Source organism: Massilia consociata (assembly GCF_042432755.1).
Lineage (GTDB): Bacteria > Pseudomonadota > Gammaproteobacteria > Burkholderiales > Burkholderiaceae_D > Telluria > Telluria consociata.
This window is the reverse complement of the sequence record NZ_JBHLWP010000044.1, coordinates 40,019-54,895: the sequence shown is the minus strand read 5'-3', so window position 1 is coordinate 54,895 and position 14,877 is coordinate 40,019. Positions and strand designations below refer to the sequence as shown.

General features: G+C 67.1%; 13 protein-coding genes. 4 read left to right on the top strand and 9 right to left on the bottom strand.

Annotation, left to right across the window (positions count from 1 at the left end):
* Window positions 1–66 precede the first annotated feature (66 nt).
* The 5 genes from ACFFJK_RS22675 to ACFFJK_RS22655 all read right to left on the bottom strand — a co-directional run bounded on the left by ACFFJK_RS22675 (window position 67) and on the right by ACFFJK_RS22655 (window position 7,410).
* Window positions 67–1,554 (bottom strand): efflux transporter outer membrane subunit, encoded by a 1,488-nt coding sequence (locus tag ACFFJK_RS22675; RefSeq protein ID WP_379681920.1) that lies wholly within the window; start codon window positions 1,552–1,554, stop codon window positions 67–69.
* Window position 1,555: 1 nt separating this feature from the next.
* Window positions 1,556–4,735 carry an efflux RND transporter permease subunit gene (locus ACFFJK_RS22670; RefSeq protein ID WP_379681919.1) on the bottom strand — a complete coding sequence of 1,060 codons (3,180 nt, stop codon included), beginning with the start codon at window positions 4,733–4,735 and terminating at the stop codon, window positions 1,556–1,558.
* A 4-nt stretch (window positions 4,736–4,739) separates the two neighbouring features.
* Complete coding sequence (locus ACFFJK_RS22665; protein WP_379681918.1) at window positions 4,740–5,948, bottom strand: efflux RND transporter periplasmic adaptor subunit; 1,209 nt, start codon at window positions 5,946–5,948, stop codon at window positions 4,740–4,742.
* 386 nt (window positions 5,949–6,334) lie between these two features.
* Complete coding sequence (locus ACFFJK_RS22660; RefSeq protein WP_379681917.1) at window positions 6,335–7,195, bottom strand: alpha/beta hydrolase; 861 nt, start codon at window positions 7,193–7,195, stop codon at window positions 6,335–6,337.
* Complete coding sequence (locus ACFFJK_RS22655) at window positions 7,192–7,410, bottom strand: hypothetical protein (protein WP_379681916.1); 219 nt, start codon at window positions 7,408–7,410, stop codon at window positions 7,192–7,194. The genes ACFFJK_RS22660 and ACFFJK_RS22655 overlap by 4 nt, the downstream gene beginning before the upstream one ends.
* A gap of 136 nt (window positions 7,411–7,546) precedes the next feature.
* Between ACFFJK_RS22655 and ACFFJK_RS22650 the strand changes: the two genes are divergently transcribed.
* The 4 genes from ACFFJK_RS22650 to ACFFJK_RS22635 all read left to right on the top strand — a co-directional run bounded on the left by ACFFJK_RS22650 (window position 7,547) and on the right by ACFFJK_RS22635 (window position 10,509).
* On the top strand, window positions 7,547–8,506 hold the full coding sequence (locus ACFFJK_RS22650) for a LysR family transcriptional regulator (protein WP_379681915.1): 960 nt from the start codon (window positions 7,547–7,549) through the stop codon (window positions 8,504–8,506).
* A gap of 46 nt (window positions 8,507–8,552) precedes the next feature.
* Entirely contained in the window at window positions 8,553–8,999 is a 447-nt protein-coding gene (locus tag ACFFJK_RS22645) for an Mpo1 family 2-hydroxy fatty acid dioxygenase (RefSeq protein WP_379681914.1), read from the top strand.
* Between the two features lie 86 nt (window positions 9,000–9,085).
* Window positions 9,086–10,024 (top strand): DMT family transporter, encoded by a 939-nt coding sequence (locus ACFFJK_RS22640; RefSeq protein ID WP_379681913.1) that lies wholly within the window; start codon window positions 9,086–9,088, stop codon window positions 10,022–10,024.
* Window positions 10,021–10,509, top strand: coding sequence for a GNAT family N-acetyltransferase (locus ACFFJK_RS22635; protein ID WP_379681912.1), 489 nt, complete (start codon window positions 10,021–10,023; stop codon window positions 10,507–10,509). The genes ACFFJK_RS22640 and ACFFJK_RS22635 overlap by 4 nt, the downstream gene beginning before the upstream one ends.
* Before the next feature lie 337 nt (window positions 10,510–10,846).
* Here the strand turns inward: ACFFJK_RS22635 and hutI are convergent, their stop codons facing one another.
* Genes hutI through hutG form a run of 4 tightly spaced genes read right to left on the bottom strand, consistent with a single transcriptional unit; the run spans window position 10,847 to window position 14,868 of the window.
* On the bottom strand, window positions 10,847–12,088 hold the full coding sequence (gene hutI / locus ACFFJK_RS22630) for an imidazolonepropionase (protein ID WP_379681911.1): 1,242 nt from the start codon (window positions 12,086–12,088) through the stop codon (window positions 10,847–10,849).
* Complete coding sequence (locus tag ACFFJK_RS22625; RefSeq protein WP_379681910.1) at window positions 12,081–12,686, bottom strand: HutD/Ves family protein; 606 nt, start codon at window positions 12,684–12,686, stop codon at window positions 12,081–12,083. Before ACFFJK_RS22625 ends, hutI begins: the two co-directional genes overlap by 8 nt.
* The gene (locus tag ACFFJK_RS22620) at window positions 12,683–14,071 is read right to left on the bottom strand and encodes a formimidoylglutamate deiminase (protein ID WP_379681909.1); all 1,389 of its coding nucleotides are present in this window, start codon (window positions 14,069–14,071) and stop codon (window positions 12,683–12,685) included. The genes ACFFJK_RS22625 and ACFFJK_RS22620 overlap by 4 nt, the downstream gene beginning before the upstream one ends.
* Entirely contained in the window at window positions 14,068–14,868 is an 801-nt protein-coding gene (gene hutG, locus ACFFJK_RS22615; protein WP_379681908.1) for an N-formylglutamate deformylase, read from the bottom strand. Before hutG ends, ACFFJK_RS22620 begins: the two co-directional genes overlap by 4 nt.
* Between the last annotated feature and the right edge of the window lie 9 nt (window positions 14,869–14,877).

The following is a 14,877-nucleotide window of genomic DNA, read 5'->3' as shown; positions in this document are numbered from 1 at the left end:
ACCTCAGCAAAAAAAACGGCGGACGCTTGCGCGTACCGCCGTAAGGCACACGAATCGAATGAATGATCAGTTGCTTGCGAGCTTGGCTCCGCCCGGCTGGGACGCGTCCCAGCCACCGCCCAGCGCGCGGATCAGCGCCACCGTCGTCATCGCACGGTTGCCGCGCAATTGCACCGCCGTTCGTTCGACGGCAGCCAGGTTGCGCTGCGCATCCAGCAGTTCGAGGTAGCTGGAGCGGCCGGCATCGTACAGCTTCTGCGCCAGCTCGGCCGAGCGCCGCGCCGCCAGCTGCGCCGCGTCGATCTGCTCGGCCTGGCCTGCCAGGATGCGCAGGCCGGCCAGGTTGTCCTCGACCTCGGCGAACGCAACGAGCACGCTCTGGCGATAAGCGCCCACCGATTCCTCCAGCACCGCTTCGCTGCGTTCCACGTTCGCCCGGTTGCGGCCGCCGTCGATGAGCGGCATTGCGGTCAACAGGCCCAGCACCCAGGAGCGGCTGCTCCACCGGAACACGTCCGAGAACGCGCCGCCGACACCGCCACCCGCGGCGCTGATGGTCAGCGCCGGGAACATCGCGCCGCGCGCCACGCCGATACGGGCGTTCGACGCCTCCATCGCACGCTGCGCGGCCACGATGTCGGGACGGCGTTCGAGCAGCGCGGACGGCAAGCCGGCCGGAACCGCCGGCAGCGCCATCGAATCGCGCAGCGGATTGGCGCCGGCCACGAAGCTCGATGCCGGCTTGCCCAGCAGGACCGCAAGCGCATGCTCGGTGGTGGCGCGCTGGCGCTGCAGGCCGAGTGCCTCGGCGCGCGCCGTCGCCGCCTCAAGGCGGGCGCGCGACAGGTCGAACTCGCCGATGTCGCCCAGCTCGAAGCGGCGCTGGTTCACATTGACGCTTTCTTCGCGCAGGCGCACGGTGCGCGCCAGCGTGTCGAGTTCCGCATCGAGGGCGCGCAGCCGGAAATAGGTCTGCGCCACGTCCGCCTGCAGGGCCAGCAGCACAGAACGGTAGTTCGCCTCGCTCGTTGCCGCATCGCCGCGCGCTGCCGCCACACCCGCCGCCACGCGGCCGAACAGGTCGACTTCATAGCTGGCGCTGAGACTTGCCGTGTAAGTGCTTGCGGGTTGGGTGGACGTCCCCTGCGGCAGGTTCGCTTCCAGCGCCGACGGGCGGGCGCGCTGGGCGCCGACGCCGATACCCACCTGCGGCACGCGCTCCGCCCCGACGATGCCGGCGATGGCGCGCGCCTGCTTCACGCGGCTTGCCGCCACCGCCAGGTCGGCATTGTTGGCGCCGGCTTCCTCGACCAGCGCCGTCAGCGCCGGGTCGTTGAAAGCCAGCCACCATTGGCCGCGCGGCTGCGCTTCGGCCGGCTCTGCCTTCTTCCAGCGCGCGCCGTCGGCGCTTGTCAGCCCGGAAGCAGGCACCTGCGCTTCGCGGAATGCCGCCGGCGTCTCGACGGCCGGCTGCTTGAATGCCGGCGTGGCGCAGGCAGTCAGCAACAGCACCGCCAGCAGCGGGGCCACGCCCCTTGCGATCATGCTGTTCATGTCAATGCACTCCTTCCAGGCTGGCCGGCGCCTTCGCCACGACCGCCTTCTTGTCGAACCGTTTGCCCAGCGTACGCAGCAGGACGTAGAACACCGGCGTCAGGAACAGGCCGAAGAAGGTCACGCCCAGCATGCCGAAGAACACCGCCACGCCCATCGCATGGCGCATCTCGGCGCCGGCGCCGCTCGAGAACACCAGCGGCACCACACCCATGATGAAGGCGATCGAGGTCATCAGGATCGGGCGCAGGCGCAGGCGGGACGCTTCCAGCGCGGCCTCGACGACGCTGCGGCCGTGGTCCTCCAGCTCGCGCGCGAATTCCACGATCAGGATGGCGTTCTTCGAGGCCAAACCGACCAGCACGAACAACGCAATCTGCGTAAAGATGTTGTTGTCGCCGCCGGTCAGCTTCACGCCGGCGAGGGCGCACAGGATGGACATCGGCACGATCAGGATCACCGCCAGCGGCAGGGTCCAGCTTTCGTACTGCGCGGCCAGCACCAGGAACACCAGCAGCACGCACAGCGGGAACACGACAAGCATGGTGTTACCGGACAGGATTTCCTGGTAGGTCAGGTCGGTCCATTCGTAGGCGATTCCCTTCGGTAGCGTTTCCCTGGCCAGCTGTTCCATGATGGCCTGGGCCTGGCCCGAGGACACGCCCGGCGCCGGGCCGCCGTTGATATCGGCCGCCACATAGTTGTTGTAGCGCTGGACGCGGTCCGGGCCGTAGCTGTCCTTCACCCGCATCAGGCTGGACAGCGGGATCATCTCGCCCTTGTCGTTGCGCACCTTCAGCTGGGCGATCTGTTCGGGCTGCGAGCGGAACTGGGCGTCGGCCTGCACCCGCACCTGGTAGGTGCGCCCGAACTGGTTGAAATCGTTCACGTAGAGCGAACCGAGGTTCACCTGCAGGGTCTGGTAAATGGTCGCCAGCGGCACGCCGAGCTGCTTGGCTTTCACCCGGTCGACGTCCGCGAACAGCTGCGGCACGTTGATCTGGTAACTCGAGAACACGCCCGCCAGTTCCGGGGTGTCCCATGCCTTGGCCTGCAGCGCCTGCGTCGCCTTGTACAGCTCGTCGTAGCCGAGGTTGCCGCGGTCCTCCAGCATCATCTTGAAGCCGCCGGTCGTGCCCAGGCCGTTCACCGGGGGCGGCGGCAGCACCATCACGAAGGCATCCTGCACCGCGCCCATGCGCTTGTTGATCTCATGTGCGATGGCATCGGCCGACAGTTCCCTGGCCTTGCGTTCGCTGGTCGGCTTGAGCCCGACGAACACGATGCCCGCGTTCGGCGCATTGGTGAAACCGTTGATCGACAGGCCGGGAAAGGCGATCGAGGATTCCACGCCCGGAATCTCCCTGGCGATGGACGACATGCGGCGGATCACGGCGTCGGTGCGGTCGAGCGAGGCGGCGTCCGGCAACTGGGCAAAGCCGATCAGGTAACCCTTGTCCTGGGCCGGCACGAAGCCGGGCGGCACCGCCTTGAACATGAACATCGCGGCGACACCGAGCGCCAGGTACACGCCCAGGGTCGCGCTCTTGCGCCGCAAGACCGTCTTCACGCCGCCTTCGTAGCGCTGCGAGGAGCGGCCGAAGAAGCGGTTGAAGGCGGCAAAGAAACGGCCGAACAGCCTGTCCATCCAGCGCGTCAGCGCATCCTTCGGTGCATCGTGCGCCTTCAGCAGCGCAGCCGACAGCGCCGGCGCCAGTGTCAGGGAAACGAAGGCCGAGATCACGGTCGACATCGCGATGGTCAGGGCGAACTGGCGGTAGAACTGGCCGGTCAGGCCGGCGACGAAGGCGATCGGCACGAACACGGCGCACAGCACCAGGGCGATGGCGATGATCGGGCCGGACACTTCCTTCATGGCCTGGATGGTCGCGTCGTGCGGGCTCAATCCATTGCCGATGTTGCGCTCGACGTTTTCCACGACCACGATGGCGTCGTCGACCACGATGCCGATCGCCAGTACCAGGCCGAACAGCGACAGCGTGTTGATCGAAAAGCCGAACATCAGCATCACGGCAAACGTGCCCACCACCGAGACCGGCACGGCCAGCAAGGGGATGATCGAGGCGCGCCAGGTCTGCAGGAACACGATCACGACCAGCGCCACCAGCACCACGGCTTCGAGCAGGGTGTGGATGACGGAGTCGATCGACTGGCGCACGAACTGGGTGGGGTCGTACACGATGCTGTATTCGACGCCCTCCGGAAAGTCTTTCGAGAGCTCTTCCATCTTGGCGCGCACATCGCTCGACAGCTGCAGCGCGTTGGCGTTGGGCGCCTCGAAGATCGGGATCGCCACTGCCGACTTGTTGTTCAGCAGCGAACGCAGCGCATAGGAGCTGGACCCCATTTCCAGGCGCGCCACGTCCTTGAGCAGGGTGACGGCGCCGTCCTCGTTGGCCTTGACCACGATGTCGCCGAACTCCTCCACGCTCGACAGGCGGCCCTGGGTGTTGACGGTCAACTGGAACTGCGCGTCCTTGCTCGGGCCCTGGCCGACCACGCCGGCGGCGACCTGCACGTTCTGCTCGCGGATACTGGCGACCACGTCGCCGGCGGTCAGGTTGCGCGCAGCGACCTTTTGCGGATCGAGCCAGACGCGCATGGCGTAGTCGCCCGAGCCGAACAGCTGGACGTCACCCATGCCGTCCAGGCGCGCCAGCTGGTCCTTGATGTTCAGCACCGCGTAGTTGCGCAGGTACAGGTCGTCGTAGCGGCCGTCAGGCGAATTCAGGTGCACCACCATGGTCAGGTTCGGCGAACTTTTCACCGTGGTGACGCCGATCTGGCGCACCTCCTCGGGCAGGCGCGGCAGCGCACGCTGGACGCGGTTCTGCACCTGGCTCTCGGCGCGGTCGATGTCGGTGCCGATCGCGAAGGTCAGGGTCAGCGCCAGGGCGCCGTCCGAGGTGTTCTGCGAGCTCATGTAGAGCATGTCCTCGATGCCGTTGATCTGCTCTTCCAGCGGCGCGGCCACGGTTTCGGCGATCACCTTCGGGTTCGCGCCCGGGTACTGGGCGCGCACCACCACCGAAGGCGGCACGACCTCGGGATACTCGGATACCGGCAGCTGGAAGATCGAGATCAGGCCGCCCACGAAGACGATCACCGACAGCACGACCGCGAAGATCGGCTTGTCGACGAAGAAGCGGGAGAAATTCATGGTCTTACTCCTTGCCCGTGGTGTTCATGGCGACTTGCGCGCCCCCGGCCTTCGCCGCCGCGGCCGGGTCGGCATCCATCGCCACCATCTGCGGCGCGACCGGCGCCCCCGGACGCACGCGCTGCAGGCCGTTGACGACGATCTTCTCGCCGGGCTTGAGGCCCGAACGCACCACGCGCATGCCGTCGACGACCGGGCCGAGCGTGACGGGGCGGTATTCGGCCTTGCTGTCGGGACCGACCACCACGACGTACTTGCGGCTCTGGTCGGTGCCGACCGCGCGCTCGTTGATCACCACGGCCTTGCCGGCCACGCCGCTGCCGACCTGCACGCGGGCGAACAGGCCCGGGGCGAGCGCACGGTCGGCGTTGTCCAGGGTGGCGCGCATGCGCACGCTGCCGGTACGGGGGTCGAGCTGGTTGTCGACGAATTCGAGCCTGCCTTCGTGCGGGAAGCCTTCTTCATTGGTCAGTCCGACCTTGACGATGGCGGCCTGGCCGCGCTGGGCACGCGTGCCGACGCGCAGGTAGGTTTCTTCGTCGCCGTCGAAGCTGGCGTAGATGCGGTCGAGCGAGACCACCGAGGTCAGCACCGCGCTGGCGTCGACCAGGTTGCCGAGGGTGATCTCGGCTTTCGAGACGCGCCCGTCGATCGGCGCGGTGATCCGGGTGTAGGCCAGGTTCAGGCGCGCCGCCTCGAACTGGGCCTGGGCGGCTCTTGCGTTGGCGTCGAGCTCCTTCTGGGCGGCGGCTTTCTCGTCGAACTCGCGCTGGGCGATCGCCTTGTCCGCCAGGAGCCGCTCGGCGCGCTGCAGTTCCAGGCGCGCCAGGTCGGCGCGGGCACGGGCCGCACTCGCGGCCGCTCCGGCGCGGTCGGCTTCGGCCTGGTAGGGGCGCGGGTCGATCACGAACAGCACGTCCCCCTGCTTCACCTCGGCGCCCGGCCTGAAATGAACGGCGGTGATGTAGCCGCTCACGCGCGGGCGGATCTCGACCACCTCGACCGCTTCCAGCCTGCCCGAGAATTCCTGGGTCTCGGCGACCGGCTTTTCGATGACCACCGCTGCGGAGACCGGCGGCGCAGCGGGCGCCGCCGGCTCGGCCTTGCTGTTGGCATCGGCGCAGCCCGTCAAGACCGCGCCCGCCAGGCCCGCGGCCGCAAGCAGTCCCACGAGCGTGTTGACTGTGCCCATCCGTCGTTGTTGGTTGTTCATGATGAACCTTTCTTATGATGACAAACTAAGAGACAAAACCATCCCTGTCGCAGCCGGAACGGGGCCGGATGCGAGGATAAAAGGGGGCCTGTCCGCGCCCGTGGGCGTGGCGGCCGGATTCCTGACTGGGTTATCGGGAGCGGAGCGTTCCGCTCAGTGCGCGCGACCTGGCACCGGCGTCAATGCCGACATCGGCAGCGCATGGCGCGAGGGTGGCCGGGCGGTGCGGCTGTGTGCGCGTTTGCATGCGAATGCGTCATGGCTCACCTCTCTTGAAAAACTCCCTCACGTCGCCGTGGCGACGGGTCTTGGGAAAAACAGGGCCTCCCCGCGCCACAAGGCGCGGTAACACAGGAGACAGCGATTGTTCGGGTACTGCTGGCCGGTCAGCGGTCCAGCCCTGCAAGGAAGTTGGCGATCTCCGCCAGCGCGTGCACCTTGCATGCACATTCGTTGCGTCCTCCCGGCTCCACCAGCGGCGCCGGCGGCATGCGCCGCACCGTGGTGCGCACCCCGGCATTGATGAGTTTTGCGCCGTATTGTTCGGCCTCGTCGCACAATGGATCATCCTCGGCCGAAAGGATCAGGGCCGGCGGCAGGTTCTTCAGGCGCGTCGAGCGCAGCGGCGAGGCGTACGGATGCGCGCGGTCGGCCGCATGCGGCAGGTAGCCGCGGTAGGCCTCGGCGCAGCTGCTGGTCACTCTTTCGCGGTCGGGGCACTGGTTCATCTGGCGCATCGAGCAGGTCGACAGGCCGGGATCGAGCATCGGCATGATCAGGATCTGGCCGGCCAGCTTGGGCGCGGCGCGGTCGCGCGCCATCAGCCCGCACACGGCCGCCAGGTTGGCGCCCGCCTCGATGCCGGCCACCACCAGCTTCTTGCCGGACCAGCCGAGCCTTGCCTTGTTCTTCGTCGTCCACAGCAGCACCGCGTGCGCGTCTTCCACCGCCGCCGGGAAGGGTTTTACGGTGGCCAGCGTGTAATTCGATGCCAGCACGGCGCGCTCGTCGTTGCACTGCGCCAGGTGACGCAGGAACTCGTCCGCCTCCTGCAGGTCGCCCGAGACGAAGCCGCCGCCATGGAAGAAGACGACGAGGGTGTCGCGCTTGGCAGGGGTGCCGGCCGCAGCCCTGGACACCCCATTGGCGACATACAGCCGGGCTGCCAGCGGACCGTCCGCACCACCGACTTCGAGCTCGCGCACCTCGACCGCGCTCGCGCCGACGTCTTCCAGTACCGCGCTCATGGACGGCCTCCTTTCGGCGCCGCGGCCCAGCGTTCGGCATCGTTCCCTTCACAGGGTGTGCCGCACTGCATCTCGACCTGCATCGAGAGCGCCTTCAGGCCGCGCGCTTCGGCGCCGGCAGCCCGCGAATAGGCGTCTGTTCCCAGCAGGCCCGCCAGCGCAAGCCCGCTGAGGGCGACCGCGACCGTGGTGAAGATTCCGTCCCGCATGCTCATGACCGGCTCCGTATGTTGTCTTTTTGTTGCGATGCACACACTATAGTCTTCAACTACAATCGGATAAAGATGGCAATACCGAATAGATTATTCAGGTTTGCCGAACAATAACGAGATTTCTGAAGGAGGCCGTGCCATGAACAAGCTCCAGGCAATGGAAGTGTTCATCCAGGTCGTCGACTGCGGCAGCTTCACCAAGGCGGCCGACATGCTGAACCTGCCCAAGGCAACCGTCTCGACACTGATCCAGACGCTCGAATCGACGCTGGCCGTCAAACTGCTGCACCGCACCACGCGCCAGGTGATGATCACCTCGGACGGCGCGGCCTATTACGAGCGCTGCGTGCAGATCCTGGCGGACGTGCGCGACGCCGAGGAATCGCTGTCGCGCCACCGCCTTAGTCCCGGCGGGCGGCTGCGCGTGGATACGCCCACCGGCCTGGCATCGGAAATCCTGATTCCCGCCCTTCCCGCCTTCTTCGAGCGCTACCCGGACATCACCCTGGAACTGGGCAGTACCGACCGCCCAGTCGACCTGGTCGAGGAAGGCGTGGACTGCGCGGTGCGTGGCGGCGAACTGTTCGACCCGAACCTGATCGCGCGCCGCATCGGCGTGATCAACTTTCTCACCGCCGCCTCCCCCGGCTATATCGCACGCCATGGCATGCCGCAGCACCCGCGCGAGCTCGACCGTCACCGCTGCGTCAACTACTTCTCGGCCAAGACCGGCAAGATCTCCAAGTGGGACTTCACGCGCGACGGCGAGCGCATCGAGGTGGCCCTGCCCGGCACGATCGCCCTGAACGACTCGAACGCCTATGTGCATGCGGGCCTGGCCGGCCTGGGCATCATCAACATCACGGACTACCTGCTGGACCAGCACATTGCCGCCGGCCGCATGGTGCAGCTGCTGCCGGAGTGGCATGTCGACCCGCTGCCGGTCCATATCGTCTACCCGCAGAACCGCCACCTCTCGGCCAAGGTGCGCGTCTTCGTCGAATGGATTTCCGAGCTGTTCGCCAACCACCCGAACCTGCGCCTGCAGGCGCCGCGGGCGGCAGCGCCTGCAGCGCAAATACAGGAGGAGACGGTGTAGAATCGGTCAAAAAACGTCGACCACGACATCAAAGCCGGAGACACCCATGGAACACCGTTCGCAACCACGCCACATCGATATCCTGCTGGCGCGCTACGCCGAAAGCCACCGCAACCACACCAACGAGATCATCCACTTCGTGTGCATCCCGCTGATCGTCCTGAGCCTGCTCGGCATCCTGTGGGCGATCCATCCGCTGGTGGCGGTGGCGACGACGCTCGCCTCGCTCTATTACTACACGAAGCTGTCGCGCCAGTTCGCGGTCGGCATGGGCGTCATGAGCGCCGTGATGCTCGGCCTGCTCGCGCTGCTGCCCGACATGACCGTGCTGCCGGTGTCGATCGCGATCTTCGTGGTGGCCTGGATCGGCCAGTTCATCGGCCACAAGATCGAAGGCAAGAAGCCTTCATTCTTCGAGGACCTGCGCTTCCTGCTCATCGGGCCGCTGTTCGTGCTGTCGTTCCTGTACCGCCGCATGAAGCTCGCGTATTAGCGTAGGGTGCACGGCTTGTCCGCCCACCCTACGAGAACCGGCGCATCGCACGTGCGGGAAAATGCGGGAGCACGTATACTCCCGCGATGCCTTCTTCCGTCCTCTTCACCGTCGCCTCGCTGATCTGGGGCTCGACCTTCTTCGCCATCACCTTGCAACTGGGCGAAGCACCGCCCGCCGTTTCGGTGGCCTATCGCTTCTTCCTCGCCGCCGCCACCTTGTTCGCGATCTGCCTGGTGCGGCGCGACCGCCTGTCGCTGCCGCTGCGCGCCCACAAGTGGATTGCGCTGCAGGGTATCCTCACCTTCTGCATCTCCTACCTGTGTACCTACGAATCCGAGCAGTACGTCGTCTCGGGCCTGGTGGCGGTGGTGTTCGCGCTGATGGTGTTCTGGACGCCGCTCCTGAGCAGCCTGTTCTTCGGCACCGGCATCAGCCGGCGCACCATCGGCTGCGGCGTGGTCGCATTCGCCGGTGTCGCCCTGCTGTTCTGGCATTCGATCGGCGAGGCATGGGCCGATTACCAGCTTGGTGGCAGTCCCAAGTTCATCGCCGGCGTGATCCTGGCGCTGGCCGCGACCATCGCCAGTTCGGCCGGCAGCATCGTGGTCACCAAGGTGAAGGAACAGTGCGACAACCTGCCGCTGACGATGGCCTGGTCGATGTTGTGGGGTGCTTCGCTGGTCACCGTGTGGTCGCTGCTGCATGGCGACAGTTTCGTGCTGCCCGCCAGCGTGACCTACTGGGCCGGCCTGGTGTACCTGTCGATTTTCGGTTCCGTCATCGCCTTCTTCGCCTATTTCACGCTCATCAACCGCATCGGCGCCCAGAAGACCGTGTACATCGGCGTCATCACGCCGGTGCTGTCGGTGCTGCTGTCGATCCAGCTCGAAGGCTACCGTCCTGGCGCGCTCGAATTCGCCGGCATGATCCTGTGCCTGGCCAGCGTGGCCTGGGCCCTGCGCGCACCCGCGGCCAAACCGGTGCAATCCGCGAACCTGAACAATCCACTCGAAACACCATGACCACTTTTTCCATCCGTCCCGCCACCCCGCAAGATGTCGCCCATATCCATTCGATGATCGTGGAGCTGGCCGTGTTCGAAAAGCTCGAGCACCTGGTGGTTGCCACCGAAGCCCTGCTGCACGAAGGCCTGTTCGGGGCGCGCCCGTCGTGCGAGGCTATCATCGGCGAGGAAGACGGCGAAGTGGTGTGCTTCGCGCTGTTCTTCCATAACTTCTCGACCTTCCTGACCAAAAAGGGCTTGTACCTGGAAGACCTGTATGTGCGCCAGTCGCACCGCGGCAAGGGCTACGGCACCCAGATGCTGACCCGCCTCGCGCAGATCGCCGTCGAGCGCCAGTGCGGCCGCTTCGAATGGTCGGTACTGGACTGGAACGAGCCGGCGATCCAGTTCTACAAGGCGATGGGCGCCGATATCCTGCCCGACTGGCGCACCTGCCGCCTTACCGGCGACACCCTCGACGCGTTGGCCGCGCGCCGCGCCTGACGCAACCCGGGACGACGCAAGGCGTTCAGCGAACGCACAAAGAAAAACCCACGGGCCGGAAGGCGCCGTGGGCGAACCCATTTTCATCAAATGGGGAGGGGAGATGATGAATCACACGCTTCAGACTATAGGTGTGGATCCTTAATAATCAATTAAGCCTTACAACTGGTTACGGTTGTTACTGCTTGTTTTTACTGCCGTTAAGCTCATCATTCCCCAGTGGGAATTTGGCGATTTGACGCCGCTCAAGGACAACGGATTCAGCTGTAGAGAGATTGTGCATGCGTAACGGATACGGGCCCCGCGGTACCCGCCACGCAGCATTCACGCGTCGCTGTTAGGCAGCACCGGGCGTGATGTGCGGCGGCCGGACGATCCCGCCGTTCACCACGGCGCGGCAAGGATTGAAGCCCATTGCATAGGCCAGGTCGGCCGGGCGGGCGATGTCCCACAGTGCCAGGTCGGCGCGCTTGCCTGCTTCGAGCGTGCCGATCTCGGCATGCAGGCCGAGCGCGCGCGCGGCGTGGCTGGTCGCGCCCAGCAAGGCTTCCTGCGGCGTGAGGCGCCACAAGGTACAGGCCATGTTCATTGCCAGCAGCAGGGAGGTCATCGGCGAGGTGCCGGGGTTGCAGTCGGTGGCAACCGCCATCGGCACGCCCGCCTCGCGCAACGCGGCGATCGGCGGCGGCGTGGTCTCGCGCAGGAAGTAGTAGGCACCCGGCAGCAACACCGCCACGGTGCCCGCGCGCGCCATGGCATCGATGCCGGCCGGGGTCAGGTACTCGAGATGGTCGGCCGACAGCCCCCCATGGCGCGCCACCAGTTCGGCGCCCCCCTGGTCCGACAGTTGCTCGGCATGCAGCTTCACCGGCAGCCCGAGCGCCCGTGCAGCGGCGAACACCCGTTCAGTCTGTGCATTGGTGAAACCGATCCGTTCGCAGAAGGCGTCCACCGCGTCGACCAGGCCCAGCGCGGCAAGCCGCGGCAGCATGTCGGCGCACAGTGCGTCCACGTAGTCGTCGGCGCGTCCGGCGAATTCCGGCGGCAGCGCATGCGCACCGAGGAAGGTCGTGGCGACGCGCACCGGCAGCCGCTGCGCCACCTGGCGCGCCGCGCGCAGCATGCGCTCCTCGGCCGCGAACTCGAGCCCGTAGCCCGACTTGATCTCGAGCGTGGTGACGCCTTCGGCCAACAGGGCCGCCACGCGCGGCAGGCTCTGGGCCAGCAGCGCGTCCACATCCGCTTCGCGCGTGGCGCGCACGGTGGACATGATGCCGCCGCCCTGGCGCGCGATGTCTTCGTAGCTGGCGCCGTTCAGGCGCGCTTCCCATTCGTTGCTGCGGTTGCCGGCATGGACGATGTGCGTGTGGCAGTCGACCAGGCCCGGCGTCATCCAGGCGCCGCCGCAATCGTGCGTTGCCGCTGCCGCCGGCGCGTCGCGGCGTGCGCCCAGCCAGGCGATGCGGCCGTCCTTGACGGCCAGCGCCGCATCCTCGAGCGCGCCATAGCCGTCCGCCGCCGTCGCCACCATCGTGGCCAGCTTCACGTTGGTGAACAGCAGGTCCGCCGCTTCACTCATAGGATTCCTCGTCCTCTTCCTCGTTGTGGTACCAGATGTCGACGATGAAGATCATGCCCTGCCCCGCTTCGAGCTTCCACACCGAGCCCGGATCGAGCAGCACCGCATCGAAGCGCACCAGGCCGATGCGCTCCTTCTCGTTGCGCAGCTCGAGGGCGTCGCCTTCGGCCAGGAACAGCACGGTCACGTCGGCGCGCGCGACAAAAGTAGAGGCGCCGGACAGGCGGCGGCGCCCGAAGGTGTGGTAGCAGCGGTCGCTGCGCGTCATCGCATTGAAGTCGGTGCTGCCGCCCCGGTTGAGCTTTGCCAGGACCGTCGAGCTGCCGTCGAAGGCGACGACCGGGTCGAGCTCGGTCACGAGCGTCGGCTCGCCGTCGATCTCCAGCTGCATGCCATGGCCCTCGACCAGCGCCAGCGTGCGGTCCACGCCCGGAAACTGCGAGAAGGCGCCATCCTTTTCGATGGTGGCCAGGCTCACGCGCCAGTCGAAATCCTCGAAGCCGGCATCCGGCGGGCCGATGGCGATCTCGGTCGTGCTGCCGCCGCCGTTCTTCCACGGCACCGGCGACAGTCCTGCGAAGGGAATCAATACGGTCATGTGCCTGCCTCACTCGATTCACGTAACTGCTGCATGGCCTGCCGGTAGCGCCGGGCGATCGCGTCCTGGGCCATGTGGCGGCCTGCCTGCACTACCCAGCGCCCGCCGCACAGCACGTCGCGCACCAGGTTGTCGTTACCGCAGAACAGGAAGCGGCCGAGCACGTCCTCGTCGAGCGCTCCCTCCAGGTTCGGATGCGTCCCGTCCAGCACCAGCAGGTCCGCGCGGCGCCCCTCTTCCAGCGCGCCGACCTTGCGGCCGGTGGCCTGGGCGCCGCCGCGCAGCGCGCCCTGCCACAGGTACTGGCCGACGTCGCGCTGTTCGGGCGTGAAAGCGATGTTGCGGCGCTGGTGCACCAGGCGCTGGCCGTATTCCAGCCAGCGCAATTCCTCGACCGGGCTTTGCGACACGTGGCTGTCGCTGCCGATGCCGAAGCGCCCGCCCGCCTCGATGAAGGACTGCAGCGGGAACACGCCATCGCCCAGGTTGGCCTCGGTGGTCGGGCACAGGCCGGCCACGGCGCCGCTGCGTGCGAGCGCCGCTGTTTCGTCGCCGGTCAGGTGGGTCGCATGCACCAGGCACCAGCGCGCGTCGATTTCCACCTGGTCCATCAGCCAGGCGACCGGGCGCCGGCCCGAAAACGCGATGCTCTGCTCGACTTCGCCCTGCTGCTCGGCGATGTGGATGTGCAGGGGACGTTCCGGCGCCAGGGCCGCGGCCAGTTCGCGCACCTGGGCAATCGTCGCGGCGCGCAGGGAATGCGGCGCCGCCCCGACTTCGAGCTGCCCGCCGCGCAGCGGACCGAGTGCGTCCACGATGGACAAAATGTCGTCGACATCCGTACGGAAGCGCCGCTGCTCCGGACGCAGCGGCTGCTCGCCGAAGCCGGCATGGCTGTACAGCACCGGCAGCAGGGTCAGTCCCATGCCGGTGGCCTGGCCGGCCGCGGCCACGCGCTCGGCGGTTTCGGCGGGCCGCGCATAGGTCTCGCCATCCGGGCCGCGCTGCAGGTAGTGGAACTCGCATACCGATGTATAGCCGTGGCGCAGGCATTCCGAGAACAGCTGGGCGGCGATGGCCTCGATCTGTTCAGGGGTGATGCGGGCGGCGAAGCGGTACATCAGGTCGCGCCAGGTCCAGAAGCTGTCCGGCCCGCAGTTCGGGCCAGGCGCGGCGCGTTCGGTCAGCCCGCCCAGCGCGCGCTGGAAGGCGTGCGAGTGCAGGTTGACCATCCCCGGCAGCACGTAGTCGGCACGCGCGACGGCCAGCGGCGGCGCGGCCTGCGCTTCCACGCGGGTCAGGTCGCCGTGCGCGTTCCATTCGAGCAGCACGTCGCGCCGCCAGCCCTCCGGCAGCAAGGCATGACGTGCGAACAGGGCCCTCATGCCCGCACCCGCTCGGTTGCCCACCCTGCGGCGGAGCGGATCATTTCCTTCAGCAGCGGCTGCACCTCGGCCGCGACCTCGGGCCGGTATTCGAACGGCGCTTGCTCGTTCATGTACAGGCACTGGCACATCTCGAGCTGGATCGCATGGACATCGTCCCGCGGCCGGCCGTAATGGCGCGTGATGTGGCCGCCCTTGAAGCGGCCGTTGACGGCGATGCTGAAGCGGTCCTGCTCACGCGCCACGCCGACGATCGCTTGTTCCAGCCCCGGCGCGCAGGAGCTGCCGTCGGCGGTGCCGAAGTTCAGGTCCGGCAGCCTGCCCTCGAAGAAGCGCGGCACCCTCGATGCGATCGAATGCGCGTCCCACAGCACCACCCGGCCGAATTGCGCCTTCAGGCGGTCGAGCTCGGCCCGCAGCTGTGCGTGGTAAGGCATCCAGTAGCGCTCCAGCCTGCGCTTCACCTCGGCCTCGTCGGGCAGCCTGCCCGGCAGGTACAGGCTCTCGCGGCCGAAGGTGTCGACCGGGCACAGCCCCGTCGTGTCCATCCCGGGATACAGGTTGGTATTCTCCGGCGGGCGGTTCAGGTCGATCAGGTAGCGCGACCAGCGCGCCGAGATGGTCGACGCCCCCATCTCTTCCAGGAAGCCGTACAGTTCGGGCAGGTGCCAGTCGGTATCCGCGCGCGCCGTGGCGCACGGTGCCATCGTGCTTGCCACCTCGTCCGGGATGTCGGTGCCCGCATGGGGCATCGACACCAGGATGGGAAGCCTGCCTGCCTTGAACCGGAAATCCATTGCCTCTCC

Bases quoted from the DNA above. Each gene is read 5' to 3' on its own strand.
- ACFFJK_RS22675 (WP_379681920.1), bottom strand. From the start codon at position 1,554: ATGAACAGCATGATCGCAAGGGGCGTGGCCCCGCTGCTGGCGGTGCTG.
- ACFFJK_RS22670 (WP_379681919.1), bottom strand. From the start codon at position 4,735: ATGAATTTCTCCCGCTTCTTCGTCGACAAGCCGATCTTCGCGGTCGTG.
- ACFFJK_RS22665 (WP_379681918.1), bottom strand. From the start codon at position 5,948: ATGAACAACCAACAACGACGGATGGGCACAGTCAACACGCTCGTGGGA.
- ACFFJK_RS22660 (WP_379681917.1), bottom strand. From the start codon at position 7,195: ATGAGCGCGGTACTGGAAGACGTCGGCGCGAGCGCGGTCGAGGTGCGC.
- ACFFJK_RS22655 (WP_379681916.1), bottom strand. From the start codon at position 7,410: ATGAGCATGCGGGACGGAATCTTCACCACGGTCGCGGTCGCCCTCAGC.
- ACFFJK_RS22650 (WP_379681915.1), top strand. From the start codon at position 7,547: ATGAACAAGCTCCAGGCAATGGAAGTGTTCATCCAGGTCGTCGACTGC.
- ACFFJK_RS22645 (WP_379681914.1), top strand. From the start codon at position 8,553: ATGGAACACCGTTCGCAACCACGCCACATCGATATCCTGCTGGCGCGC.
- ACFFJK_RS22640 (WP_379681913.1), top strand. From the start codon at position 9,086: ATGCCTTCTTCCGTCCTCTTCACCGTCGCCTCGCTGATCTGGGGCTCG.
- ACFFJK_RS22635 (WP_379681912.1), top strand. From the start codon at position 10,021: ATGACCACTTTTTCCATCCGTCCCGCCACCCCGCAAGATGTCGCCCAT.
- hutI (WP_379681911.1), bottom strand. From the start codon at position 12,088: ATGAGTGAAGCGGCGGACCTGCTGTTCACCAACGTGAAGCTGGCCACG.
- ACFFJK_RS22625 (WP_379681910.1), bottom strand. From the start codon at position 12,686: ATGACCGTATTGATTCCCTTCGCAGGACTGTCGCCGGTGCCGTGGAAG.
- ACFFJK_RS22620 (WP_379681909.1), bottom strand. From the start codon at position 14,071: ATGAGGGCCCTGTTCGCACGTCATGCCTTGCTGCCGGAGGGCTGGCGG.
- hutG (WP_379681908.1), bottom strand. From the start codon at position 14,868: ATGGATTTCCGGTTCAAGGCAGGCAGGCTTCCCATCCTGGTGTCGATG.